Raw genomic sequence first — 23,563 nt, forward strand, 5'->3', positions numbered from 1 at the left:
CGCGTTCAGGTCGAGATTAAAAATTGGGTCGAGATCAGGACCATGCTCTTAATGGTAAAGAATGCCACCTGACCGTCAACGGTATTGGAGGAAGACGTTGTCTCGCCCGAACTGGTCACGCAGGGCTTGAATCAAGGCATCCGCCGGGTCGATTCGCCAGGTCTCGCCGAACTGCAGCAAGGCCTTCGCATCAGGGCTGGTGTACTCCATGGTGATCGGGCAAGCACCGCGGTGACGCTTGAACAACTCACCGAGCCAGCGTAGCTGATCGCCCTTCAAATCCTGGGTCTGCAGCTTCAGGCGCAGGCTTTCGGCCAGGTTGGTGCGCGCATCTTCCATGCTCATCACCCGCTTGACCCGCAGCCGCAGGCCACCAGAGAAGTCGTCGTTGCTGACTTCGCCTTCGACCACCACCATCGCATCGGTCTGCAACAATGACTGCGCCGAATGGAACGCCTCGGCAAACAACGACGCCTCGATCCGGCCCGAGCGGTCGTCGAGGGTGATGAAACCCATCTTGTCGCCCTTTTTGTTCTTCATGACCCGCAGGGCGATAATCATCCCCGCGACAGTCTGGGTATCGCGCGCCGGCTTCAGGTCGATGATGCGTTGACGGGCGAAACGGCGGATCTCGCCTTCGTATTCGTCGATCGGGTGACCGGTCAGGTACAGGCCCAAGGTGTCCTTCTCGCCTTTCAGGCGTTCCTTGAGGGTCAGTTCCTTGGCCTTGCGGTGATTGGCGTAGACATCGGCGTCTTCTTCGACGAACAAGCCGCCAAACAGATCGACGTGGCCGCTGTCTTTGGTCCGCGCGGTTTGTTCCGCCGCCTTGATCGCCCCTTCCATGGCGTTCAGCAAGACCGCCCGGTTGCGGTCGATGTTGGCCTGGTAGGCTTTCTGCTCGTCATGAAAATAAGGTCCCAGACGATCCAGTGCGCCGCTACGGATCAAACCGTCCAGGGTGCGCTTGTTGATACGCTTGAGGTCGACACGGGCGCAGAAGTCGAACAGATCCTTGAACGGACCCGCTTGGCGCGCCTCGGTAATCGCCTCCACCGGACCTTCACCCACACCTTTGATCGCGCCGAGGCCGTAAATAATCCGGCCTTCGTCGTTCACCGTGAACTTGAATTCCGAAGTATTCACATCCGGCGCGTCGAGACGCAGCTTCATGGTGCGAATTTCTTCGATCAAGGTCACGACCTTGTCGGTGTTGTGCATATCCGCCGACAGTACCGCGGCCATGAACGGCGCCGGGTAGTGGGTTTTCAGCCACGCCGTTTGGTACGACACCAGACCGTATGCGGCCGAGTGAGATTTGTTGAAGCCGTAACCGGCGAATTTTTCCACCAGGTCGAAAATGTTACCGGCCAGGTCCGCTTCGATATTGTTAGCGGTGCAACCTTCAATGAAGCCGCCACGCTGCTTGGCCATTTCTTCGGGTTTTTTCTTACCCATGGCCCGACGCAGCATGTCCGCACCGCCGAGGGTGTAGCCGGCCATGACCTGGGCAATCTGCATCACCTGTTCCTGATACAGGATGATGCCGTAAGTCGGCGCCAATACCGGCTTGAGGCCTTCGTACTGGTAGTCCGAGTGCGGGTACGCCAGTTCGGCGCGACCGTGCTTACGGTTGATAAAGTCATCCACCATGCCCGACTGCAGCGGGCCCGGACGGAACAGGGCTACCAGTGCGATCAAGTCTTCCAGGCAGTCGGGCTTGAGCTTTTTGATCAGCTCTTTCATGCCTCGGGACTCGAGCTGGAACACCGCCGTGGTTTCAGCTTTTTGCAGCAGCGTGTAGGTCGGTTTGTCGTCGAGCGGGATGAACGCGATATCCAGCGGCGGCTCATCAACCTTGGCGCGATCGCGGTTGATGGTTTTCAGCGCCCAGTCGATGACCGTCAGGGTCCGCAGACCGAGGAAGTCGAACTTCACCAGCCCGGCAGCCTCGACGTCGTCCTTGTCGAACTGGGTGACCAGGCCGTCACCGGCCTCGTCGCAATAGATCGGCGAAAAGTCAGTCAACTTGGTCGGCGCGATAACCACACCACCGGCGTGCTTGCCGACGTTACGTACAACACCCTCGAGCTTGCGGGCCATTTCCCAGATTTCGGCAGCCTCTTCATCGACCTTGATGAAGTCACGCAGGATCTCTTCCTGCTCGTAGGCTTTTTCCAGGGTCATGCCGACTTCGAACGGGATCATCTTCGACAGACGATCCGCCAGGCCGTAGGACTTGCCCTGCACCCGCGCCACGTCACGGACCACCGCTTTGGCGGCCATGGAACCGAAGGTGATGATCTGGCTGACCGCGTTGCGGCCGTACTTCTCGGCCACGTATTCAATAACCCGGTCACGCCCGTCCATGCAGAAGTCGACGTCGAAGTCGGGCATCGATACCCGTTCCGGGTTAAGGAAACGTTCGAACAGCAGGTCATATTCCAGCGGATCGAGGTCAGTAATCTTCTGCACATAGGCCACCAGCGACCCGGCACCCGACCCCCGGCCCGGACCTACCGGCACGCCATTGCTCTTGGCCCACTGGATAAAGTCCATCACGATCAGGAAGTAACCGGGGAAGCCCATCTGGATGATGATATCCAGTTCGAAATTCAGCCGGTCAACGTAGACCTGACGCTTGGCCTCGTAGTCTTCGGTGGTGTCCCTGGGCAACAGAACGCTCAGGCGCTCCTCCAGGCCATCGAAGGACACCTTGCGAAAATACTCGTCGATGGTCATGCCATCGGGAATCGGGAAGTTGGGCAGGAAGTGCTTGCCCAGCTTCACTTCGATGTTGCAGCGCTTGGCGATCTCGACGGTGTTTTCCAGCGCCTCGGGAATGTCGCTGAACAGCTCGGCCATTTCCTCGGCGCTTTTGAGGTACTGCTGATCGCTGTAGTTCTTCGAACGCCGCGGATCGTCGAGGGCGCGGCCCTCACCGATGCAAACACGGGTTTCGTGGGCCGCGAAGTCTTCCTGCTTGATGAAACGCACATCGTTGGTCGCCACCAGTGGCGCGCCGATTTTCTCGGCCAGGGCTACCGCGCCGTGCAGTTGCTCTTCATCATTGGGGCGATTGGTGCGCTGGATTTCCAGATAAAAGCGATCCGGGAATACCTTCATCCATTCACGCGCCAGGGTTTCCGCTTCAGCCGGATTGCCGCCAAGCATGGCCAGGCCGATCTCGCCTTCCTTCGCCGCCGACAGCATGATCAAGCCTTCGCTGGCCTCGGCCACCCACTCACGCTCGATGATGATCGAGCCATTGCGTTGGCCGTCGATGAAGCCGCGGGAGATCAGTTCGGTGAGGTTGCGATAACCCACGGCGTTCATCGCCAGCAGGCTGATCCGGCTCAGGGCGTTATCCGGATCCTTGTTCGACAGCCACAGGTCGGCGCCGCAGATCGGCTTGATGCCCGCGCCCATGGAAGCTTTATAGAATTTGACCAGGGAACACATGTTGTTCTGGTCAGTGACCGCCACGGCAGGCATGTTCATGCCGACCAGGGTCTTGACCAGCGGTTTGATCCGCACCAGACCGTCGACCAGGGAGTATTCAGTGTGCAGGCGTAGATGAACGAATGAAGCCGGCATAGTGATCCTGTCTAGAAACTAGAAACGTGAAGACAACAAGGCCCGGATTGTACCGGGCCTTGGGAAAAACATCAGCCTTGCGACTAACTCTCGATCAGACTTTCCCGCGCCTCGTAAGCCAGGCGTACCGGGGCGAACGAGCGGCGGTGAATCGGCGTTGGCCCCAAACGCGCCAAGGCTTCCAGATGAACGGGCGTCGGGTAGCCTTTGTGGCCGCCGATTCCGTAACCCGGGTAAATCAATTCGAACGCGGCCATTTCACGGTCACGGCTGACCTTGGCCAGGATCGACGCAGCAGCGATGGCCGGGACCTTGCTGTCGCCCTTGACCACGGCTTCGGAGCGCATGGACAGTTTCGGGCAGCGGTTGCCGTCGATCATCGCCAGTTTCGGCTGAATGTGCAGGCCTTCGATGGCACGCTGCATGGCCAGCATGGTGGCATGCAGGATGTTCAGTTCGTCGATTTCTTCGACTTCGGCCCGGGCGATGTGCCAGCTCAGGGCCTTTTCGCAGATTTCGTCGTAGAGCTTTTCGCGGCGGGCCTGGGTGAGCTTCTTCGAGTCGTTCAGCCCAAGGATCGGCCGATTCGGGTCGAGAATCACCGCCGCGGTGACCACCGCGCCGCAGAGCGGACCGCGACCGACTTCGTCGACACCGGCAACCAGCTCTTCCAGTTCTGCAACCAGTGTGAAGTCGAGGCCCATCTGCATTGTTTTGCTCATTGTATTTTGCCGATCAGGTTCAGTACGGCGTCGGCCGCTTGGTTAGAAGCATCCAGGCGCAGGGTCCGGTGAATTTCATCGAAGCCGCGAGTCTGCTCTTCGCCACCCTCGATCAACGGAGACAAGGTCTGGGCCAGGGCTTCGACGGTCGCATCGTCCTGCAACAACTCAGGCACCAACAGGCGCTGGGCCAGCAAGTTCGGCAACGAGACGTAGGGGCTTTTCACCATGCGCTTGAGAATCCAGAACGTCAGCGGCGCCAGGCGATAGGCAACCACCATCGGGCGCTTGTACAACAACGCTTCAAGCGTCGCCGTTCCGGAGGCGATCAACACCGCATCGCAGGCGGCCAGGGCCAGATGAGACTTGCCATCGAGCAGGGTCAGCGGCAGATCACGACCGGCCAGCAGCTCTTCGAGCTGGGCTCGGCGTTCTGGGCTGGCGCATGGCATGACGAACCGGACACCGGGACGCAGGGCCCGCAGGCGCTGGGCGGTATCAAGGAACAGCGCCCCGAGACGACCCACTTCACCACCACGACTGCCAGGCATCAGCGCGACTAACGGACCGTCAGGCAAACCCAGCTCGGCCCGCGCGGCGGCTCGATCGGCTTCCAGCGGAATCGCATCGGCCAGGGAGTGCCCGACAAACCGCACCGGCACACCCTTCTCTTCGTAGAACTTCGCCTCGAACGGGAACAGCGTCAGCATCAGGTCGCAGCCTTCGCGAATCTTCAGCACCCGCTTCTGCCGCCAGGCCCAGACCGACGGGCTGACGTAATGCACAGTCTTGATCCCGGCCTGGCGCAACTTCAGTTCGATATTGAGGTTGAAGTCCGGGGCATCGATGCCGATGAACACATCCGGTTTCTCGGCGATCAGGTCCGCCACCAGCTTCTTGCGCCGGGCCAGCAGCTCACGCAATCGACCCAGCACTTCCACCAGGCCCATGACCGAAAGGCGTTCCATCGGGAAGTACGAGGTCAGGCCTTCGGCCTGCATCAGCGGACCGCCGACCCCCATGAACTCCACCGCCGGGTGCTGTGCCTTGAGTGCACGCATCAGTCCGGCGCCCAGAATGTCACCGGAAGCCTCACCCGCTACCAGCGCAATACGCAGATTAGCCATGATTAACGAGTGATGCCGCGGGTCGAAGACTGGATGGAATCACGGAATACCGCGACTTCCGGAAACTGTGCCGAGGGTTCGACCAGTTCGGCGAGCGCCTGCTCGACCGTCAGGCCCTGGCGGTAAACCACCTTATAGGCTCGACGCAGGGCGTGGATGGCGTCTTCGCTGAAACCGCGACGGCGCATCCCTTCAAAGTTCATGCTCCGGGCTTCGGCAGGATTACCGAATACCGTGACGTACGCCGGGACGTCCTTGCCGATGGCGGTACCCATGCCGGAAAAGCTGTGGGCGCCAATATGGCAATATTGGTGAACCAGGGTGAAGCCGGACAGGATCGCCCAGTCCTCAACGTGCACATGGCCTGCCAACGCGGTGTTGTTAACCAGGATGCAGTGGTTACCGATAACACTGTCGTGGCCGATGTGGGCATAAGCCATGATCAGGTTGTGATCACCCAACGTTGTTTCCGAACGGTCCTGCACGGTGCCGCGGTGAATCGTCACGCCTTCGCGGATGACGTTGTGGTCACCGATGACCAGGCGAGTTTCTTCGCCTTTGTATTTCAGATCGGGCGTGTCCTCACCTACCGAGGAAAACTGGTAGATGCGGTTGTGCTTACCGATTCGGGTCGGCCCCCTGAGAATCACGTGCGGCCCGATCACTGTTCCCTCGCCGATTTCCACACCTGCGCCGATAATCGACCAAGGGCCGACCTCGACGTCGTCGGCCAGGATGGCCGTCGGATCGATGATTGCGCGAGGGTCAATCAAACTCATACTTTTTGTTCCGCACAGATGATCTCGGCCGAGCATACCGGCTTGCCGTCCACCGAGGCCTGGCATTCAAACTTCCAGATCTTGCGCTTGCAGCTGATGAACGTGGCTTCCAGGATCAACTGGTCGCCCGGCTTGACCGGCTGACGGAAACGCAGTTTGTCCGAACCGACGAAGTAGTACAGGGTGCCATCGGCCGGTTTCAGGTCCAGCATCTTGAAACCAAGGATCCCGGCAGCCTGGGCCATCGCTTCGATGATCAGCACGCCCGGCATGATTGGATGCGCAGGGAAGTGACCATTGAAGAACGGCTCGTTGATGCTGACATTCTTGTAGGCGCGAATGCGCTTGCCTTCCACATCCAGATCCACAACCCGGTCCACCAGCAGGAACGGGTAACGGTGTGGCAGGTATTCGCGAATCTCGTTGATGTCCATCATTTCGGGGGGAAGCCTATGTAAAGATTGGAGGCGCGCGACTGACGCGCACCCCTCTAGCAAATCAAGGAGGCAGTCTAGCGGCTGTGCTTACTTGATATGGAAAATGGTATCAGCCATCTGATGAAGCATTACCGTCAGGGGTCACTTCCCCTACACGCTTTTCCAGCTGTCGCAGACGCCGCGCGATGTCATCGAGCTGACGGATGCGTGCCGCGCTTTTGCGCCACTCGGCAGCCGGTTGCATGGCTGTACCGGAAGAATAGGAACCCGGCTCGGTAATCGAGTGGGTCACCATGGTCATCCCGGTCAGGAAAACGTTGTCGCAAACCTCGATATGCCCCACCAGTCCGACGCCACCGGCCAGCATGCAATGCTTGCCTATCTTGGTGCTGCCGGAGATCCCTACGCACGCCGCCATGGCGGTGTGATCTCCAACCTGGACGTTGTGAGCAATCTGAATCTGATTGTCGAGCTTCACACCGTTGCCGAGGATGGTATCGGCGAGTGCGCCACGGTCGACGGCGGTATTCACGCCAATCTCCACGTCGTCACCCACCAGCACGCCACCGATCTGGGCAATTTTCTGCCAGACACCTTTCTCGTTGGCAAAACCGAAACCTTCGCCACCGAGTACGGCACCCGACTGAATCACTACTCGCTTGCCGATACGCACATCGTGGTACAGCGTGACCCGTGGAGCCAGCCAGCCGCCCTCACCGATCTCGCAGCGTGCGCCGATGAAGCAATGCGCCCCGACGGTCACACCCGCAGCAATACGCGCCGCACTTTCAATCACCGCAAAGGCACCGATGCTCGCCGCCGGATCGACCACTGCGTCCGCTGCCACCACCGCTGTCGGATGAATACCGGCAACCGCTTTTGGCTTGGGATCGAACAGGTGGGAAATACGCGCATAAGCCAGGTACGGATCCGGCACGATCAGCGCATTACCGGCAAAACCTTCAGCATCAGCGGCCTTCAGCAACAGGGCTGCGGCATGACTGTCCGCCAGGTATTTACGGTATTGAGGGTTTGCCAGAAAGCTCAACTGAGCTGGGCCAGCCTCTTGCAAAGTGGCTAGCCCAGTAATTTCTCTCTCCGGGTCGCCACTCAGGGTGGCGCCGAGGAACTCGGCCAGCTGGCCGAGCTTTATAGTCGCTGTCATGGATTACTTCAGCTGATTCATGCGCTCGATAACCTGGCGAGTGATGTCGTACTGAGGCTTGACATCAATCACTGCGCCACGCTCGAAGACCAGGTCAAAAGCACCTTTCTTGATGACTTCTTCCACAGCGCTGTCCAGTTTCGGCTTGAGCTGCTTCAGCATTTCACGGTCGGCAACGGCTTTGGCTTCGTTCAATTCCTTGGACTGGAACTGGAAGTCACGAGCCTTTTGCTTGAATTCAAGTTCCAGACGCTCACGCTCGCCTTGTTGCATCTTGTCACCACCGGCTACCAGACGGTCCTGGATACCTTTCGCACTGCTTTCCAGCGTCTTGAGCTTGGTCAGTTGCGGACCGAACTTTTTCTCGGCATCCACGGCGTATTTCTTGGCCGCGTCGGATTCCAGCAGGGCCATCTGATAGTTCAGTACGGCGATTTTCATGTCGGCAAAAGCCGGACCTGCTACCAGTACGGTCGCCAGGAGAACCAATTGAGTCAACTTACGCACGATGCACTCCTACAAAATCCATTGTCGTTATCTTGGGTCAGACGCTTAGAACGTCTGGCCGAGGGAGAATTGGAAAATCTGGGTTTCAGCGTTATCCGGTTTCTTGACCGGCATGGCCAACGCGAAACTCAAAGGCCCCAGTGCGGTAACCCAAGTCAGACCAACACCGACGGAACTGGCCATATTGCTCAGGCTGATGTCGTTGCACTGCGTTTGAGACTTGGAAGTCGCGAGGGTGTTGACCGTCTGACTGCATTTTGAGTCAAACACATTACCCACATCCCAGAACACAGAGGTACGCAGGGATCGCTGATCCTTAACAAACGGCAGCGGGAACAGAATTTCTGCACCACCTTGAATAAGGACGTTGCCACCGAACGGCAGTGGATCGTTATCCGGGTCAGCCAGTGTGCCCTGGTTACCCGTCACACCCACACCACGGCTTGGCGTACTGCGAGGACCCAACGTGCTGTCCTTGAAGCCACGAACCGAGTTGAAACCACCAGCATAGTAGTTTTCATAGAATGGCAAGCCATCGGTCGAACCATAACCATCGCCATAACCCAATTCGGTGTGCAGGCGTACGGTGTAGTTTTCACTCAAAGGCTGGAACAACTGGCCACGGTAGTCGAGCTTGAAGAACGACAGGTCGCTGCCCGGCGTGGTGGCTTCCAGGGTCAAGCTCTGGGAATGACCACGGGTCGCCAGTACCCCTTTGTTCAGGGTGGACTCGGACCAGCCGGCCGAAGCCTTGAAGTTCAGGTAGTTATCGCCTTCGCGGTTAACGAAGTCGAAGATTTCGTCGACGGTGTACTGACCTGTCTTGATCTTGTCTTGTTGCGCAGTCAGGCCGAAGGTCAGACGCGACGTCTCGCTGATCGGATAACCGACGCTGACGCCAGCACCCAGGCTGTCTACCGCGTAGCTTGCAACGTTGACGTCGAGGTCTTTGTAGTCAGTGGTGCGATAGAACGCGTTGTAACCCAGGCTCACACCATCAGCAGTCCAGTACGGGTCGACATAACCGAAGTTATACCGGGTCTGGTATTGGCTTTTGGTCAGGCCGATGCTGACCTTGTTACCGGTACCCAGGAAGTTGTTCTGGGTAATCGAACCACCGAGGATCAGACCGGCACTCTGGGCGAAACCGACACTGGCGGTAATCGAACCGGAAGCCTGCTCTTCAACGCTGTAGTTCACATCAACCTGGTCATCCACGCCCGGTACGGCAGGCGTTTCAACGTTGACTTCCTTGAAGAAGCCCAGACGTTCAAGACGCGTCTTGGACTGGTCGATCAGGTAGGTCGAAGCCCAGCCGCCTTCCATCTGGCGCATTTCACGACGCAGCACTTCGTCTTCGGACTTGGTGTTGCCGCGGAAGTTGATACGGTTTACGTAAGCACGCTTGCCTGGATCAACAGCGAAAGTGATGTCTACCGTGTGGTCATCATCGTGCGGCTGAGGAACGCCGTTGACGTTGGCGAAGGTGTAACCCTCGTTGCCGAGGCGACGAGTGATCAGTTCGGAGGTAGTGGTCATCAGCTTGCGCGAGAACACCTGGCCTTTCTGAACCAGCAGCAGGGACTTGACCTGGTCTTCAGGCACTTTCAGGTCGCCGCTGAGCTTCACGTCACGAACGGTGTACTTCTCGCCTTCGTTGACGTTGACCGTGATGTAGACGTGTTTCTTGTCCGGGGTGATGGACACCTGGGTCGAAGCGATATCCATATTGATATAGCCGCGGTCCAGGTAGTAGGAGCGCAGACGCTCCAGGTCACCGGAAAGTTTTTCACGAGCATATTTGTCGTCGTTCTTGAAGAACGACAGCCAGTTGGTGGTCTTGAGTTCGAACAGGTCGATCAGGTCTTCATCAGCAAAGACCGTGTTACCCACCACGTTGATGTGCTGGATAGCAGCGACGGTGCCTTCATTGATATTGACCTTCAACGCGACGCGGTTACGCGGCTGCGCCACCACTTCGGTGTCGACAGTCGCCGAGTAGCGACCCTGAGCGACGTACTGGCGCTGCAGTTCGTTACGCACACCTTCGAGGGTGGCACGCTGGAAGATCTCGCCTTCGGCCAGGCCGGATTGCTTGAGGCCCTTCATCAGGTCTTCAGTGGAGATGGCCTTGTTACCCTCGATCTCGATACTCGCGACCGAAGGACGCTCGACTACCGTGATAACGAGGACATTGCCTTCGCGACCCAGCTGGATATCTTGAAAGAAACCGGTTTTGAACAACGCACGAGTGGATTCCACCAGGCGACGATCATCCGCCTGTTCACCGACGTTCAACGGCAAGGCACCAAAGACACTACCCGCGGAGACCCGCTGGAGGCCATTGACGCGAATATCAGAGATAGTGAAGGACTCGGCGTGAACTTCGGCGATCATCAATACGGTGAGAACCGCAGTTAGCAGCAGACGTTTCATGAAGTCCTTTCTTATTCCAACTGGCAATAAACAAACTGCCGCAAAATGCGGCAGATTCGCAATTCAGCGAAGCGTTACAGTCGACCCAGATCATTGACCAGAGCAAGCAACATCACCCCGACCACCAAACTGATGCCGATCTGTATCCCCCAACCCTGCACCCGATCTGACAAGGGGCGACCACGCACCCACTCGATCAGATAAAACAACAAATGCCCCCCATCCAGTACAGGGATGGGCAACAAATTCAGAACTCCCAGGCTAATACTCAGATAAGCAAGGAAATTCAGGAAATCAGCGACACCCGACTGGGCAGAAGCGCCCGCCACTTTAGCAATGGTTATCGGTCCACTCAAGTTTTTTACCGAGAGCTCGCCGAACAACATTTTCTTGAGCGAATCGAGGGTCAGCACACTCATGGTCCAGGTGCGTCGGGCACCCTCCCCAATCGCGGCCAGCGGACCGTAGCTGACCTCACGAATCATCTCTGGTGGCCAATCGACTGCTTTCACCCCGGCCCCCAGATAACCCGTGGGTGCCTTGCTCTCGCCGCGAGCGGCCAGCGTCACAGGGACGTCGATTTGAGCACCATCGCGCTCAACGCGCAGCATGATTTTGGTATCCGGATGCATACGGACGGTATCAACCACCTGCTGCCAGTCGTTGAGCGACTGGCCATCAAGGGTCAACAGCCGATCACCGGTCTTCAGGCCCGCCGCTTGTGCCGGCCCTTTCGAATCGAGTTCAGCCAGGATCGGCGGCAACGCCGGACGCCACGGGCGAATACCCAGCGAGCGAATCGGGTCCGGCTCATCGGCGCCCTTGAGCCAGTGATCCAGCATCAGTTCTCGAGGTGAATCGGTGGTTGAACCCTGCTCACGCACCAGCAACTGCAAGGCACCGCTCTCGCCAAGGCGACGGACCAACTGCAAATTAACAGCCGCCCACCCGGTAGTCGGCTCGCCATCGATGGCAACGATTTCCTGATTCGGGCTCAAGCCGGCCTTGGCAGCGATGCTGCCCGACTCGACGGCGCCGATAATCGGGCGTACCTGCTCGCTGCCGAGCATGGCCAACACCCAGAAAAAACCATCGCCAGCAGAAAGTTGGCGATTGGACCCGCAGCAACGATGGCAATACGCTGGCGGACAGATTTGCGATTGAAGGATTGATCGAGCTGATCGACGGGTACTTCGCCTTCGCGCTCGTCGAGCATCTTCACGTAGCCGCCCAGCGGAATGGCCGCCAGCACGAACTCCGTGCCTTGCTTGTCATGCCAGCGCAACAACGGCATGCCAAAGCCCACGGAGAAGCGCAGCACTTTGACCCCACAGCGACGCGCGACCCAAAAGTGGCCGAACTCGTGGAAGGTGACCAGCACGCCCAGGGCTACCAGGGTGCCGACAATCATATAGAGCGCGCTCATCTACTTTCTCCGCAATCCTATCCGGTGCTGCATTGGGCCAGCGTACTGCAGCACTTATCGCCCGTGACGACTCAACCACTGTCCGGCCAGCACACGCGCCTTGGCGTCTGCCGTGAACACCGCCTCGAGATCGTTTACCGCAACCACAGGTTCAAGATTCAAGGCTTCCTCGATGATACTCGCGATTTCCGGGTAACGAACCCGTCCATCGAGAAAGGCTGCAACCGCCACTTCATTTGCCGCATTGAGCATCGCCGGCGCGCTATTGCCCGCCTCTGCCGCCTGTCGGGCCAGGCGCAGACATGGAAAACGATCTTCATCGGGCGCCTGGAAATCCAGGCGTGCAATGGCAAACAGATCCAGCGGTGCGACCCCCGAGTCGATGCGTTCCGGCCACGCCAGAGCGTTGGCAATTGGCGTACGCATGTCCGGATTGCCCAACTGCGCCAAGACCGAACCATCGACATAATCGACCAGCGAATGAATAACGCTCTGCGGGTGAATCACCACTTCGACCTGGGAGGGCCTGGCATCGAACAGCCAGCAGGCTTCGATCAGCTCGAGCCCTTTGTTCATCATGCTGGCCGAATCGACCGAGATCTTGCGCCCCATGGACCAGTTCGGGTGGGCACAGGCCTGATCGGGAGTCACATGCGCCAGCTCAGCCATCGGCGTCTGCCGGAACGGACCACCAGAGGCCGTCAGCAAAATCCGCCGCACACCGACCGCCCCCAGACCACGCGCAAAATCCTGTGGCATGCACTGGAAAATCGCGTTGTGCTCGCTGTCGATCGGCAGCAGCACCGATCCGCTTTTACGCACTGCCTGCATGAACAGCGCACCGGACATCACCAGCGCTTCCTTGTTGGCCAGCAGGATTTTTTTGCCCGCCTCGACTGCCGCCAGGGTCGGGCGCAAGCCCGCAGCGCCAACAATGGCCGCCATGACCGCGTCGACCTCAGGGTCGGCAGCGACCTGGCACAGGCCCTCCTCCCCGACCAGAACTCGCGTCGACAGACCGGCGGCGTGCAAGTCGTCCTGCAAACCACGGGCAGCGCCCGCTTCAGGCACGACCGCAAAACGCGGAGTGTGCCGTACACACAAGGCCAGCAGCTCATTCAGTCGAGTGAAACCGCTCAGCGCGAAAACCTGATAGCGCTCGGGGTGACGAGCAATGACATCCAGGGTGCTCAGACCAATCGAACCGGTCGCCCCCAGAACGGTAATCTGCTGTGGGCGGCTCACGGCGCCGCCATCCACAACAGCACCGCGAACACAGGGATCGCCGCCGTCAGGCTGTCGATACGGTCCAGAATACCGCCGTGACCCGGCAGCAGATTACTGCTGTCCTTGATCCCGGACTGGCGCTTGAACATGCTTTCGGTGAGGTCGCCCACCACCGAAATGAACACGATCAATGCGGCGCCGATCAGACCTTTAAACAGCTGCGCCACCGTCCAGTCGCGAACCAGGCCGACAATCAACGTAAGCACCAGGCTCAGCGCCAGGCCACCGTAGACGCCTTCCCAGCTTTTACCGGGACTGACCTGCGGCGCGAGCTTGCGCTTGCCGAAAGCCCGACCGGAAAAATACGCACCGATATCGGCGCCCCAGACCAGCACCATGACCGCCATGATCAGCCAGTTGCCCAAAGGCTCCTGCTTGATCTGCACCAGACCTTGCCAGGCCGGCAGCAGGATCAACAGGCCGATGACCAGTTTGCAGGCCGCGCTGGCCCAGTGTTCGCTGGAGCGTGGATACGTCAGCACCAGATAGGTCGCCATCGCCCACCACAGCACAGAGGCGCCCAACACCCAAGGCGCGAGCCCGGGAAGGATATGCATGACAAACAGCATCAGCGCGACCACAGCGGCATAGGCCACACGAATCGGCTGAGCCGTGAAACCTGCCAGACGAGCCCACTCCCATGCACCCAGGGTCACGACCAGCCCGATGAATAGCGCAAAACCGGAGCCTTCAAGCAGGAAAAACCCGCACAAGGCAATCGGCAGGAGGATCAGCGCGGTGATGATTCGTTGTTTAAGCATTAAACCCGGGCTCCAGCCTCGACCTGCTCGCTCGTTTTACCGAAGCGGCGCTGCCGAGAGGCGAAATCGGCCAGCGCAGTGCGCATGGCGTCGTGTTTGAAGTCCGGCCAGAACAGGTCGGAGAAATACAGTTCGGTGTAAGCCAGCTGCCACAGCAGGAAATTGCTGATGCGGTGCTCGCCACCGGTACGAATGCACAAGTCCGGCAACGGCAGATCGCCAGTCACCAGACAGGTTTGCAGCAATTGCGGAGTAATGTCTTCCGGACGCAGATGCCCGGCCTGGACTTCACGCGCCAGACGCTGTGCAGCTTGCGCAATATCCCACTGACCGCCGTAGTTGGCGGCGATCTGCAGGATAAAGCGATTGGTACCGGCAGTAATCGCCTCGGCTTCGCGCATGGCTGCTTGAAGCTCGGGGTGAAAACGCGAACGGTCGCCAATGATGCGCAGGCTGATGTTGTTGTCGTTGAGGCGCTTGGCCTCACGACGCAACGCCTTGAAGAACAGGTCCATCAAGGCGCTGACTTCATCGGCCGGACGTTGCCAGTTTTCACTGGAGAAGGCGAACAGGGTCAGCACCTCGACCTTGGCCTCGGCGCACACCTCGATCACTGCACGAACGGCATCCACACCCGCTTTATGCCCGGCAACACCCGGCATAAAGCGTTTTTTCGCCCAGCGATTGTTACCATCCATGATGATCGCGACATGGCGCGGCACCGCGGACGGCGCAGTCTGCTTGGTCTTATCCATGAAAACGGGACCCTTATACGGCCATCAGGTCCGCTTCTTTTGCTTGGTGGCCGCATCGATGTCAGCCTCCGCCTTGTCGGTCAGCTTCTGGATATCGGCAGCGCCACGACGCTCTTCGTCTTCGCTGATTTCCTTGTCCTTGACCAGCTTCTTAAGGTCACCCAGTGCGTCGCGGCGAATGTTGCGCACGGCAACACGAGCATCTTCAGCTGCGCTACGCGCCTGCTTGGTGAAGCCCTTGCGGGTTTCTTCAGTCAGGGCAGGCATGGAGATCAGCAGCAACTCGCCCAGGTTGGTCGGATTGAGGTTCAGGCCAGCACTCTGGATCGCCTTGTCTACGGCCGCGAGCATGTTGCGCTCAAACGCCACGACCTGCAGGGTCCGGGAATCTTTCACAGTAACGTTGGCAACGCCGCTCAATGGGGTGTCAGCACCGTAGTAAGGAACCATCACGCTACCGAGGATGCTCGGGTGCGCCTTGCCGGTACGAATCTGACCAAATGCATGGGACAGAGACTCCAGGGATTTCTGCATACGCTCTTGAGCGTCTTTCTTGATTTCGTTGATCATTGTTGGCCTTCCTCGATCAGGGTCCCTTCAGCGCCGCCATGCACGATGTTCAGCAGGGCTCCGGGTTTGTTCATGTTAAATACGCGCAACGGCATCTTGTGGTCGCGGCACAGGCAAATGGCCGTCAGATCCATCACGCCCAGCTTGCGATCCAGTACTTCATCGTAAGTCAGATGATCGAACTTCTCGGCATGCGGGTCTTTGAACGGGTCTGCGGTGTAGACGCCATCGACTTTGGTCGCCTTGAGCACGACATCTGCATCGATTTCGATGGCACGCAGGCAAGCCGCCGAGTCCGTGGTGAAGAACGGATTGCCAGTACCGGCCGCGAAAATCACGACTTCCTTGGCGTTCAGGTGGCGCATGGCCTTGCGGCGGTCGTAGTGATCGGTCACGCCAACCATGGAAATGGCCGACATCACGATGGCCGAGATATTGGCACGCTCCAGCGCATCACGCATGGCCAGAGCGTTCATCACAGTGGCCAGCATGCCCATGTGGTCACCGGTTACCCGATCCATACCGGCCGCGCTCAGCGCTGCACCACGGAACAGGTTGCCGCCGCCGATTACCAGACCGACCTGTACACCGATGCCGACCAGTTGGCCAACTTCCAGCGCCATGCGATCCAGAACTTTCGGATCAATCCCGAACTCTTCCGAGCCCATCAGGGCCTCGCCGCTAAGCTTGAGTAGAATGCGTTTATAGCGAGCCTGATAACCACTGCCCTGCTGAGCCATTGCGAATCTCTCCTGCGGCGTATTTTAAAAATTCTTTGCGAGCTGTTTACAGCTGGCGTTCACTCTAGCTTGGCACTGCTTCAGCGCCATCGGAACATGGCTTTGTAAGCCAGTTCCAAAGGGAAACCAATAAAAATTGGTGCCCCATCTGAAAAGAGGCTGCGCGCGTAAGCGGGCAGCCTCTTCAGGGCGACAGTTAAAAAACCGTCTTATTGCTTGGCGGCAGCCAGCTGGGCAGCAACTTCTTCAGCGAAGTTGTCGACCGGCTTCTCGATGCCATCACCTACTTTGAAGTAGGTGAAGGAAACGATTTCAGCACCGGCTTTCTTGGCCAGTTCGCCAACCTTGATTTCAGGATTCTTGACGAACGCCTGCTCAACCAGGCTCGCTTCAGCCAGGAACTTGCTGATACGACCTTTAACCATGTTTTCAACGATGTTTTCTGGCTTGCCAGCGATCTTGTCAGCGTTGAGGGTCAGGAACACGCCTTTCTCGCGCTCGACCGCTTCAGCGGACACTTCCGATGGCAGCAGGAATTCAGGGTTGGTCGCTGCCACGTGCATGGCGATGTCTTTGGCCAGCTCAACGCTGCCGCCTTTAAGGGCAACCACAACACCGATCTTGTTGCCGTGCAGGTAACCACCAACAACATCACCTTCAACGCGAGCCAGGCGACGGATGTTGACGTTTTCGCCAACCTTGCCGACCAGAACCAGGCGATCGGCTTCTTGAGCTGCGATCAGCGGAGCAACGTCAGTCAGTTTGTCAGCGAACGCTTTTTCAACGCTGGAAGCGACAAATGCCTTGAAGTCATCCTGCAAAGCCAGGAAGTCGGTCTGCGAGTTCACTTCCAGCAGAACGGCGGATTTACCGTCTTCCTTGAGAGCGATCGCGCCTTCAGCGGCCACGTTGCCAGCTTTCTTGGCAGCCTTGATAGCGCCGGAAGCACGCATGTCATCAATGGCTTTTTCGATGTCGCCGCCGGCCTTGGTCAAGGCCTTTTTGCAATCCATCATGCCTTCGCCAGTACGCTCACGCAGTTCTTTAACCAACGCTGCAGTAATCTCTGCCATTTCAAAAATCCTCTTGGATAGGTTATCAACCATTCCACCCGATCAAACGGGCGTTCAATTCTTCCCGAACCTTCTTGTAGCCGCTGCACGTTACAAAGCTGTAGCTGCGCTGCCGACAAACGGTTTCCGAGGTGGCAAAAAGGGGCCAAGCCCCCTTTTTGCTTACTGAGTTAACGCCAAGGCGTCAATTACTCAGCTGCTGCTACCGGAGCTTCTTCAACGAACTGCTCGGTGCCGCCAGCAACGTGGTTGCGACCGCGGATTACAGCGTCAGCCATCGAACCCATGTACAGCTGGATAGCGCGGATTGCGTCATCGTTGCCTGGGATGATGTAGTCAACGCCTTCCGGGCTGCTGTTGGTATCGACTACGCCGATAACCGGGATGCCCAGTTTGTTGGCTTCGGTGATCGCGATGCGCTCGTGATCAACGTCGATAACGAACAGTGCGTCTGGCAGACCGCCCATGTCCTTGATACCACCCAGGGAACGATCGAGCTTCTCAAGATCGCGAGTGCGCATCAGCGCTTCTTTCTTGGTCAGCTTGGTGAAAGTACCGTCTTCGGCTTGCACTTCAAGGTCACGCAGACGCTTGATGGAAGCACGGATGGTTTTGAAGTTGGTCAGCATGCCGCCCAACCAGCGGTGATCGACGTACGGCGAACCGCAACGTGCTGCTTCTTCAGCAACGATCTTGCCAGCGGAACGCTTGGTGCCGACGAACAGAATCTTGTTTTTGCCCTGGGCCAGACGCTCTACGAAAGTCAGAGCTTCGTTGAACATTGGCAGGGTTTTTTCAAGGTTGATGATGTGGATCTTGTTACGCGCGCCGAAAATGTATTTACCCATTTTCGGGTTCCAGTAACGGGTTTGGTGACCGAAGTGCACACCGGCCTTCAGCATATCGCGCATGTTGACTTGGGACATGATAGTTCCTTAATAAGTCGGGTTTGGCCTCCACGTATCCCAATGACCAACCAGCAGCATCAGCTGAAGGCACCCAGGTCATCGTGTCGACACGTGTGTGGATTTAAGCCTCTCGGGGTATCCCCGGAAAGCGGCGCATTTTATATCACAAGGCTGTAAAAAACGGAACCCGGATTCTCAATTCCCGGCGCGCGCCTTCAACCGTGCCCTTGGAATCGCTCAAGAATGCGCCTATCTATAGAGAGAAGCGATGCACAGAGGCTCAGATTTGCGCTGAGCGTCTGTTAGAATCGCGTTCTTCAGGGCCGCCGATACCGATTGCGCGACGCCCATCCCGAATTTGCAAGCGCCATTGAGCGCAGAGAGAGCCTGTATGACCGTCACCCTCAAAACCCCGGAGGACATCGCTAAAATGCGGATCGCCGGCAAACTGGCCGCCGATGTACTGGAAATGATTGCCGAACATGTCAAACCGGGCATCACCACCGAAGAACTGGACCGCATCTGCCACGACTATATCGTCAACGAGCAGCACGCCATCCCTGCCCCGCTCAACTACAAAGGCTTCCCGAAGTCGATCTGTACCTCGATCAACCACGTGGTCTGCCACGGCATCCCGAACGAGAAAGCGCTGAAGGATGGCGACACGCTGAACATCGACGTCACGGTGATCAAGGATGGCTACCACGGCGACACCAGCCGCATGTTCCACGTCGGCACCGTGCCGGTCTGGGCCGAGCGCCTGTCGCAGATCACCCAGGAATGCATGTATAAGGCCATTGAACTGGTCAAGCCCGGCTGCCGCCTGGGTGACATTGGTGAAGTGATCCAGAAACACGCTGAAAAGAACGGTTTTTCAGTGGTTCGCGAGTTCTGCGGCCATGGCATCGGCAAGGTGTTCCACGAAGAGCCGCAGATCCTGCACTACGGCCGCGCCGGCACCGGCATGGAACTCAAGGCCGGCATGACCTTTACCATCGAGCCGATGATCAACCAGGGCAAGGCCGACACCAAGGTACTGGGCGACGGCTGGACCGCGATCACCAAGGACCGCAAACTTTCCGCCCAGTGGGAACACACCCTGCTGGTGACCGATACCGGTTATGAGATCTTCACCCTGCGCGCCGATGACACTATCGCGCGCGTTTCGGCCTGATCGACCCGCGCCGCCCATAGCCTTATAGAAAGGAAAGCCAATCGATGCCGCAGGTGGACCCCGAACTCTTCGACCGTGGCCAGTTCCAGGCTGAACTGGCCCTGAAGGCAAGCCCGATCGGGGCCTTCAAGAAGGCGATTCGCCAGGCCCGCGAGGTGCTCGACGAGCGCTTTCGCAGCGGCCGGGATATTCGCCGGCTGATCGAGGACCGGGCCTGGTTCGTCGACAATATCCTGCAAAAGGCCTGGGAGCAGTTCGACTGGAGTGAAGACGCCGACATCGCGCTGGTCGCGGTCGGCGGCTACGGTCGCGGTGAGTTGCACCCGTATTCCGACATTGATCTGCTGATCCTGCTGGACAGCGCCGACCACGAGGTTTTCCGCGATTCCATCGAGCGTTTCCTGACGTTGTTGTGGGACATCGGCCTGGAAGTCGGTCAGAGCGTGCGCTCGGTGGACGAATGCGCCGTTGAGGCCCGCGCCGACCTGACGGTCGTCACCAACCTGATGGAAAGCCGCACCATCTGCGGCCCCGAACGCTTGCGCCAGCGCATGCTGGACGTTACCAGCACCGCGCACATGTGGCCGAGCAAGGACTTCTTCCTGGCCAAACGTGCCGAGCAAAAGGCCCGTCACCACAAGTACAACGACACCGAATACAACCTGGAACCCAACGTCAAAGGCTCGCCCGGCGGCTTGCGCGATATTCAGACGATTCTCTGGGTCGCCCGTCGCGAGTACGGCACCCTGAACCTGCGGGCCCTGGCCGGCGAAGGCTTTTTGGTAGAGAGCGAAAACGCCCTGCTGGCCTCGTCCCAGGAGTTCTTGTGGAAAGTCCGCTACGCCCTGCACATGCTCGCCGGGCGCTCCGAGGACCGCTTGCTGTTCGACCACCAGCGCTCCATCGCCGGGCTGCTGGGTTTCAAAGGCGATGACGCCAAGCAAACCATCGAAAACTTCATGCAGCAGTATTATCGGGTAGTCATGAGCATTGCCCAGCTCAGCGACCTGATCATCCAGCATTTCGAGGAAGTCATCCTCGCGCCGGAAGACGAAGCGCCGCCGCAGCCGATCAACTCGCGATTCCAGCTGCACGATGGTTACATCGAGGCACGCAACAACAACGTGTTCCGCCGCACGCCGTTCGCCATGCTCGAGATCTTCGTGTTGATGGCCCAGCAACCGGAGATCAAGGGCGTTCGTGCCGATACCATCCGCCTGCTGCGTGAACACCGTCACTTGATCGACGACGACTTCCGCAACGATATTCGCAACACCAGCCTGTTCATCGAGCTGTTCAAGTGCAAGATCGGCATTCACCGCAACCTGCGCCGGATGAACCGTTACGGCATCCTTGGGCGCTATTTGCCGGAGTTCGGCTTTATCGTCGGGCAGATGCAGCACGACCTGTTTCACATCTATACGGTCGACGCTCACACCCTGAACCTGATCAAGCATCTGCGTAAATTGCAGTACACCCAGGTGTCGGAAAAATTCCCGCTGGCCAGCAAGCTCATGGGCAAACTGCCCAAGCCCGAGCTGATCTACCTGGCCGGCCTGTACCACGATATCGGCAAGGGCCGGCACGGCGACCACTCGGACATCGGTGCCGTGGATGCCGAAGCCTTTTGCCAGCGCCATCAGTTGCCGGTGTGGGACAGCCGCCTGATCGTCTGGCTGGTGCAAAACCATCTGGTGATGTCGACGACTGCCCAGCGCAAGGATTTGTCCGACCCGCAGGTCATTCACGATTTCGCACAGGTTGTCGGCGATGAAACCCACCTCGATTATCTGTACGTGCTGACCGTCGCCGACATCAATGCCACCAACCCGACGCTGTGGAACTCCTGGCGTGCCAGCCTGTTGCGCCAGCTCTACACCGAGACCAAGCGAGCCTTGCGTCGCGGCCTGGAAAACCCGGTGGACCGTGAAGAACAAATCCGCCAGACCCAAAGCGCTGCCCTGGACATCCTGGTGCGCGGCGGCACCGACCCGGACGATGTCGAGCAGTTGTGGGCGCAATTGGGCGATGACTATTTCCTGCGCCACACCGCCGGCGACGTGGCCTGGCACAGTGACGCGATCCTCCAGCAACCGGCCGACGGCGGGCCGCTGGTGCTGATCAAGGAAACCACCCAGCGCGAATTCGAGGGTGGCACGCAGATCTTCATCTATGCGCCGGACCAGCATGACTTCTTCGCCGTGACCGTGGCCGCGATGGACCAGCTCAACCTGAACATTCACGACGCCCGGGTTATCACCTCCAGCAGCCAGTTCACCCTCGACACCTACATCGTGCTCGACACCGACGGCGACTCGATCGGCGACAACCCGACGCGGGTCAAGCAGATCCGCGAGGGCCTGACCGAAGCCCTGCGCAACCCGGACGATTACCCGACGATCATCCAGCGCCGGGTACCGCGCCAGCTCAAGCATTTCGCGTTTGCGCCACAGGTGACGATCCACAACGATGCCCAGCGCCCGGTCACAGTACTGGAGCTGAGTGCGCCCGACCGCCCGGGCCTGCTGGCGCGGATCGGCACGATCTTCCTCGAGTTCGACCTGTCGCTGCAGAACGCCAAGATCGCCACTCTGGGCGAGCGCGTGGAAGACGTGTTCTTCATCACCGACGCGAACAACCAGCCATTGTCCGACCCGCTGCTGTGCAGCCGTTTGCAGGATGCGATCGTCGAACAGTTGAGCGTCAGCCACGAACCCGATATCAAACTGTCGCGCATCAGCATTTGAACTAACAAATTTCCCCTGTGGAGCGGGCTTGCTCGCGAATGCGCCGGGTCAGTCAAAATTGATGTCGACTGACCCAGCGCATTCGCGAGCAAGCCCGCTCCCACATAGAAGAGGCCCCGCATGAACAACGCTCTGAACCAGTTGCAGCCCTACCCGTTCGAGAAGCTCCGCGCCCTGCTCGGCGGCGTCACGCCAAACCCGGACAAACGTGCCATCGCCCTGTCCATTGGCGAACCGAAGCACCGTTCGCCAAGCTTTGTCGCCGAAGCCCTGGCCAACAATCTGGATCAGATGGCCGTGTACCCGACCACCCTCGGTATCCCGGCCCTGCGTGAAGCCATCGCCGCCTGGTGTGAACGTCGCTTCAACGTCCCGAGCGGCTGGCTCGACCCGGCGCGTAATGTGCTGCCGGTCAACGGCACCCGTGAAGCGCTGTTTGCCTTCACCCAAACCGTGGTCAACCGTGGCGACGACGCGCTGGTGGTCAGCCCGAACCCGTTCTATCAGATCTACGAAGGTGCCGCGTTCCTCGCCGGGGCCAAGCCGCATTACCTGCCATGCCTGGACGAAAACGGCTTCAACCCGGATTTCGACGCTGTATCGCCAGACATCTGGAAGCGCTGCCAGATCCTGTTCCTGTGCTCGCCAGGCAACCCGACCGGTGCGCTGATCCCGGTTGAAAGCCTGAAAAAGCTGATTGCCCTGGCCGACGAATACGACTTCGTGATCGCCGCCGACGAGTGCTACAGCGAACTGTACTTCGACGAACAAACCCCGCCGGCCGGCCTGCTTAGCGCCTGTGTGGAACTGGGTCGCAAGGATTTCAAGCGCTGCGTGGTGTTCCACAGCCTGTCCAAGCGTTCCAACCTGCCGGGCCTGCGTTCGGGTTTTGTGGCCGGTGATGCCGACATCCTCAAGGGCTTCCTGCTGTACCGTACCTACCACGGCTGCGCGATGCCGGTTCAAACCCAACTGGCCAGCGTTGCGGCATGGAACGACGAAGTACACGTGCGCGCCAACCGCGCGCTGTATCGCGAAAAGTACGATGCGGTACTGGAAATCCTCAGCCCGGTGATGGATGTGCAGCGTCCGGACGGCGGTTTCTACTTGTGGCCGAACGTTGAAGGCGATGACGAGGCGTTCTGCCGCGATTTGTATGTTGAAGAACATGTGACGGTGGTGCCGGGGTCGTACTTGTCCCGCGATGTGGAGGGTACCAATCCGGGCGCTGGCCGGGTGCGCATGGCGCTGGTTGCGCCGTTGGCCGAATGCGTTGAAGCGGCAGAGCGGATTCGCACCTTCATCCAGCGCCGTAAATAAAGGCCCCTCTGTAGGCGCTGCCGAAGGCTCGG

The 23,563-nt window shown here is 58.8% G+C and carries 17 protein-coding genes and 2 pseudogenes; 3 read left to right on the forward strand and 16 right to left on the reverse strand.

Going from position 1 to position 23,563, the window contains the following annotated elements; translation table 11 throughout:
- Positions 1-75 precede the first annotated feature (75 nt).
- The 16 genes and pseudogenes from dnaE to rpsB all read right to left on the reverse strand — a co-directional run bounded on the left by dnaE (position 76) and on the right by rpsB (position 18,308).
- Positions 76-3,597, reverse strand: coding sequence for a DNA polymerase III subunit alpha (gene dnaE, locus JFV26_RS22470; RefSeq protein WP_201195501.1), 3,522 nt, complete (start codon positions 3,595-3,597; stop codon positions 76-78).
- Between the two features lie 83 nt (positions 3,598-3,680).
- Positions 3,681-4,307, reverse strand: a complete 627-nt coding sequence (gene rnhB / locus JFV26_RS22475; protein WP_201195884.1) for a ribonuclease HII — start codon at positions 4,305-4,307, stop codon at positions 3,681-3,683.
- A gap of 8 nt (positions 4,308-4,315) precedes the next feature.
- Positions 4,316-5,446: a lipid-A-disaccharide synthase gene (gene lpxB, locus JFV26_RS22480; protein WP_201195503.1), complete on the reverse strand. Its 1,131-nt coding sequence runs from the start codon at positions 5,444-5,446 to the stop codon at positions 4,316-4,318.
- Positions 5,447-5,448: 2 nt separating this feature from the next.
- A complete protein-coding gene (gene lpxA / locus JFV26_RS22485; protein WP_201195504.1) occupies positions 5,449-6,225 on the reverse strand; it encodes an acyl-ACP--UDP-N-acetylglucosamine O-acyltransferase in 777 nt (258 codons plus the stop codon).
- The gene (gene fabZ / locus JFV26_RS22490; RefSeq protein ID WP_201195505.1) at positions 6,222-6,662 is read right to left on the reverse strand and encodes a 3-hydroxyacyl-ACP dehydratase FabZ; all 441 of its coding nucleotides are present in this window, start codon (positions 6,660-6,662) and stop codon (positions 6,222-6,224) included. The genes lpxA and fabZ overlap by 4 nt, the downstream gene beginning before the upstream one ends.
- A 109-nt stretch (positions 6,663-6,771) precedes the next feature.
- Positions 6,772-7,827, reverse strand: coding sequence for a UDP-3-O-(3-hydroxymyristoyl)glucosamine N-acyltransferase (gene lpxD, locus JFV26_RS22495; RefSeq protein ID WP_201195506.1), 1,056 nt, complete (start codon positions 7,825-7,827; stop codon positions 6,772-6,774).
- Between the two features lie 3 nt (positions 7,828-7,830).
- Positions 7,831-8,334: an OmpH family outer membrane protein gene (locus tag JFV26_RS22500; RefSeq protein WP_054047181.1), complete on the reverse strand. Its 504-nt coding sequence runs from the start codon at positions 8,332-8,334 to the stop codon at positions 7,831-7,833.
- A 45-nt stretch (positions 8,335-8,379) separates the two neighbouring features.
- Positions 8,380-10,770 (reverse strand): outer membrane protein assembly factor BamA, encoded by a 2,391-nt coding sequence (gene bamA, locus JFV26_RS22505; RefSeq protein WP_201195507.1) that lies wholly within the window; start codon positions 10,768-10,770, stop codon positions 8,380-8,382.
- Positions 10,771-10,844: 74 nt separating this feature from the next.
- Positions 10,845-12,196: pseudogene (gene rseP / locus JFV26_RS22510) on the reverse strand (sigma E protease regulator RseP).
- Positions 12,197-12,250: 54 nt separating this feature from the next.
- A complete protein-coding gene (gene ispC, locus JFV26_RS22515) occupies positions 12,251-13,441 on the reverse strand; it encodes a 1-deoxy-D-xylulose-5-phosphate reductoisomerase (RefSeq protein ID WP_201195508.1) in 1,191 nt (396 codons plus the stop codon).
- Entirely contained in the window at positions 13,438-14,244 is an 807-nt protein-coding gene (locus tag JFV26_RS22520) for a phosphatidate cytidylyltransferase (RefSeq protein ID WP_201195509.1), read from the reverse strand. Before JFV26_RS22520 ends, ispC begins: the two co-directional genes overlap by 4 nt.
- Positions 14,244-14,999: a polyprenyl diphosphate synthase gene (gene uppS, locus JFV26_RS22525; RefSeq protein ID WP_201195511.1), complete on the reverse strand. Its 756-nt coding sequence runs from the start codon at positions 14,997-14,999 to the stop codon at positions 14,244-14,246. Before uppS ends, JFV26_RS22520 begins: the two co-directional genes overlap by 1 nt.
- Before the next feature lie 13 nt (positions 15,000-15,012).
- Positions 15,013-15,569 (reverse strand): annotated as a pseudogene (gene frr / locus JFV26_RS22530) (ribosome recycling factor).
- A complete protein-coding gene (gene pyrH / locus JFV26_RS22535) occupies positions 15,566-16,309 on the reverse strand; it encodes a UMP kinase (RefSeq protein WP_003172271.1) in 744 nt (247 codons plus the stop codon). The pseudogene frr and the gene pyrH overlap by 4 nt, the downstream one beginning before the upstream one ends.
- A gap of 209 nt (positions 16,310-16,518) precedes the next feature.
- The gene (gene tsf / locus JFV26_RS22540; RefSeq protein WP_033056302.1) at positions 16,519-17,382 is read right to left on the reverse strand and encodes a translation elongation factor Ts; all 864 of its coding nucleotides are present in this window, start codon (positions 17,380-17,382) and stop codon (positions 16,519-16,521) included.
- A 188-nt stretch (positions 17,383-17,570) separates the two neighbouring features.
- Complete coding sequence (rpsB, locus tag JFV26_RS22545; protein WP_201195514.1) at positions 17,571-18,308, reverse strand: 30S ribosomal protein S2; 738 nt, start codon at positions 18,306-18,308, stop codon at positions 17,571-17,573.
- Positions 18,309-18,681: 373 nt separating this feature from the next.
- Here rpsB and map point away from each other — a divergent pair, with 373 nt between their 5' ends.
- The 3 genes from map (at position 18,682) to dapC (ending at position 23,531) form a co-directional block, all read left to right on the forward strand.
- Positions 18,682-19,464, forward strand: coding sequence for a type I methionyl aminopeptidase (map, locus tag JFV26_RS22550; protein WP_201195516.1), 783 nt, complete (start codon positions 18,682-18,684; stop codon positions 19,462-19,464).
- A gap of 44 nt (positions 19,465-19,508) precedes the next feature.
- Positions 19,509-22,211 (forward strand): [protein-PII] uridylyltransferase, encoded by a 2,703-nt coding sequence (locus tag JFV26_RS22555; RefSeq protein WP_201195517.1) that lies wholly within the window; start codon positions 19,509-19,511, stop codon positions 22,209-22,211.
- A gap of 120 nt (positions 22,212-22,331) precedes the next feature.
- The gene (gene dapC, locus JFV26_RS22560) at positions 22,332-23,531 is read left to right on the forward strand and encodes a succinyldiaminopimelate transaminase (protein WP_201195518.1); all 1,200 of its coding nucleotides are present in this window, start codon (positions 22,332-22,334) and stop codon (positions 23,529-23,531) included.
- Positions 23,532-23,563: the final 32 nt, after the last annotated feature.

This window comes from Pseudomonas sp. TH31, from assembly GCF_016650815.1.
GTDB lineage: Bacteria > Pseudomonadota > Gammaproteobacteria > Pseudomonadales > Pseudomonadaceae > Aquipseudomonas.

Bases quoted from the DNA above. Each gene is read 5' to 3' on its own strand.
- dnaE (WP_201195501.1), bottom strand. From the start codon at position 3,597: ATGCCGGCTTCATTCGTTCATCTACGCCTGCACACTGAATACTCCCTG.
- rnhB (WP_201195884.1), bottom strand. From the start codon at position 4,307: ATGCAGATGGGCCTCGACTTCACACTGGTTGCAGAACTGGAAGAGCTG.
- lpxB (WP_201195503.1), bottom strand. From the start codon at position 5,446: ATGGCTAATCTGCGTATTGCGCTGGTAGCGGGTGAGGCTTCCGGTGAC.
- lpxA (WP_201195504.1), bottom strand. From the start codon at position 6,225: ATGAGTTTGATTGACCCTCGCGCAATCATCGATCCGACGGCCATCCTG.
- fabZ (WP_201195505.1), bottom strand. From the start codon at position 6,662: ATGATGGACATCAACGAGATTCGCGAATACCTGCCACACCGTTACCCG.
- lpxD (WP_201195506.1), bottom strand. From the start codon at position 7,827: ATGACAGCGACTATAAAGCTCGGCCAGCTGGCCGAGTTCCTCGGCGCC.
- bamA (WP_201195507.1), bottom strand. From the start codon at position 10,770: ATGAAACGTCTGCTGCTAACTGCGGTTCTCACCGTATTGATGATCGCC.
- JFV26_RS22520 (WP_201195509.1), bottom strand. From the start codon at position 14,244: ATGCTTAAACAACGAATCATCACCGCGCTGATCCTCCTGCCGATTGCC.
- uppS (WP_201195511.1), bottom strand. From the start codon at position 14,999: ATGGATAAGACCAAGCAGACTGCGCCGTCCGCGGTGCCGCGCCATGTC.
- pyrH (WP_003172271.1), bottom strand. From the start codon at position 16,309: ATGGCTCAGCAGGGCAGTGGTTATCAGGCTCGCTATAAACGCATTCTA.
- tsf (WP_033056302.1), bottom strand. From the start codon at position 17,382: ATGGCAGAGATTACTGCAGCGTTGGTTAAAGAACTGCGTGAGCGTACT.
- rpsB (WP_201195514.1), bottom strand. From the start codon at position 18,308: ATGTCCCAAGTCAACATGCGCGATATGCTGAAGGCCGGTGTGCACTTC.
- map (WP_201195516.1), top strand. From the start codon at position 18,682: ATGACCGTCACCCTCAAAACCCCGGAGGACATCGCTAAAATGCGGATC.
- JFV26_RS22555 (WP_201195517.1), top strand. From the start codon at position 19,509: ATGCCGCAGGTGGACCCCGAACTCTTCGACCGTGGCCAGTTCCAGGCT.
- dapC (WP_201195518.1), top strand. From the start codon at position 22,332: ATGAACAACGCTCTGAACCAGTTGCAGCCCTACCCGTTCGAGAAGCTC.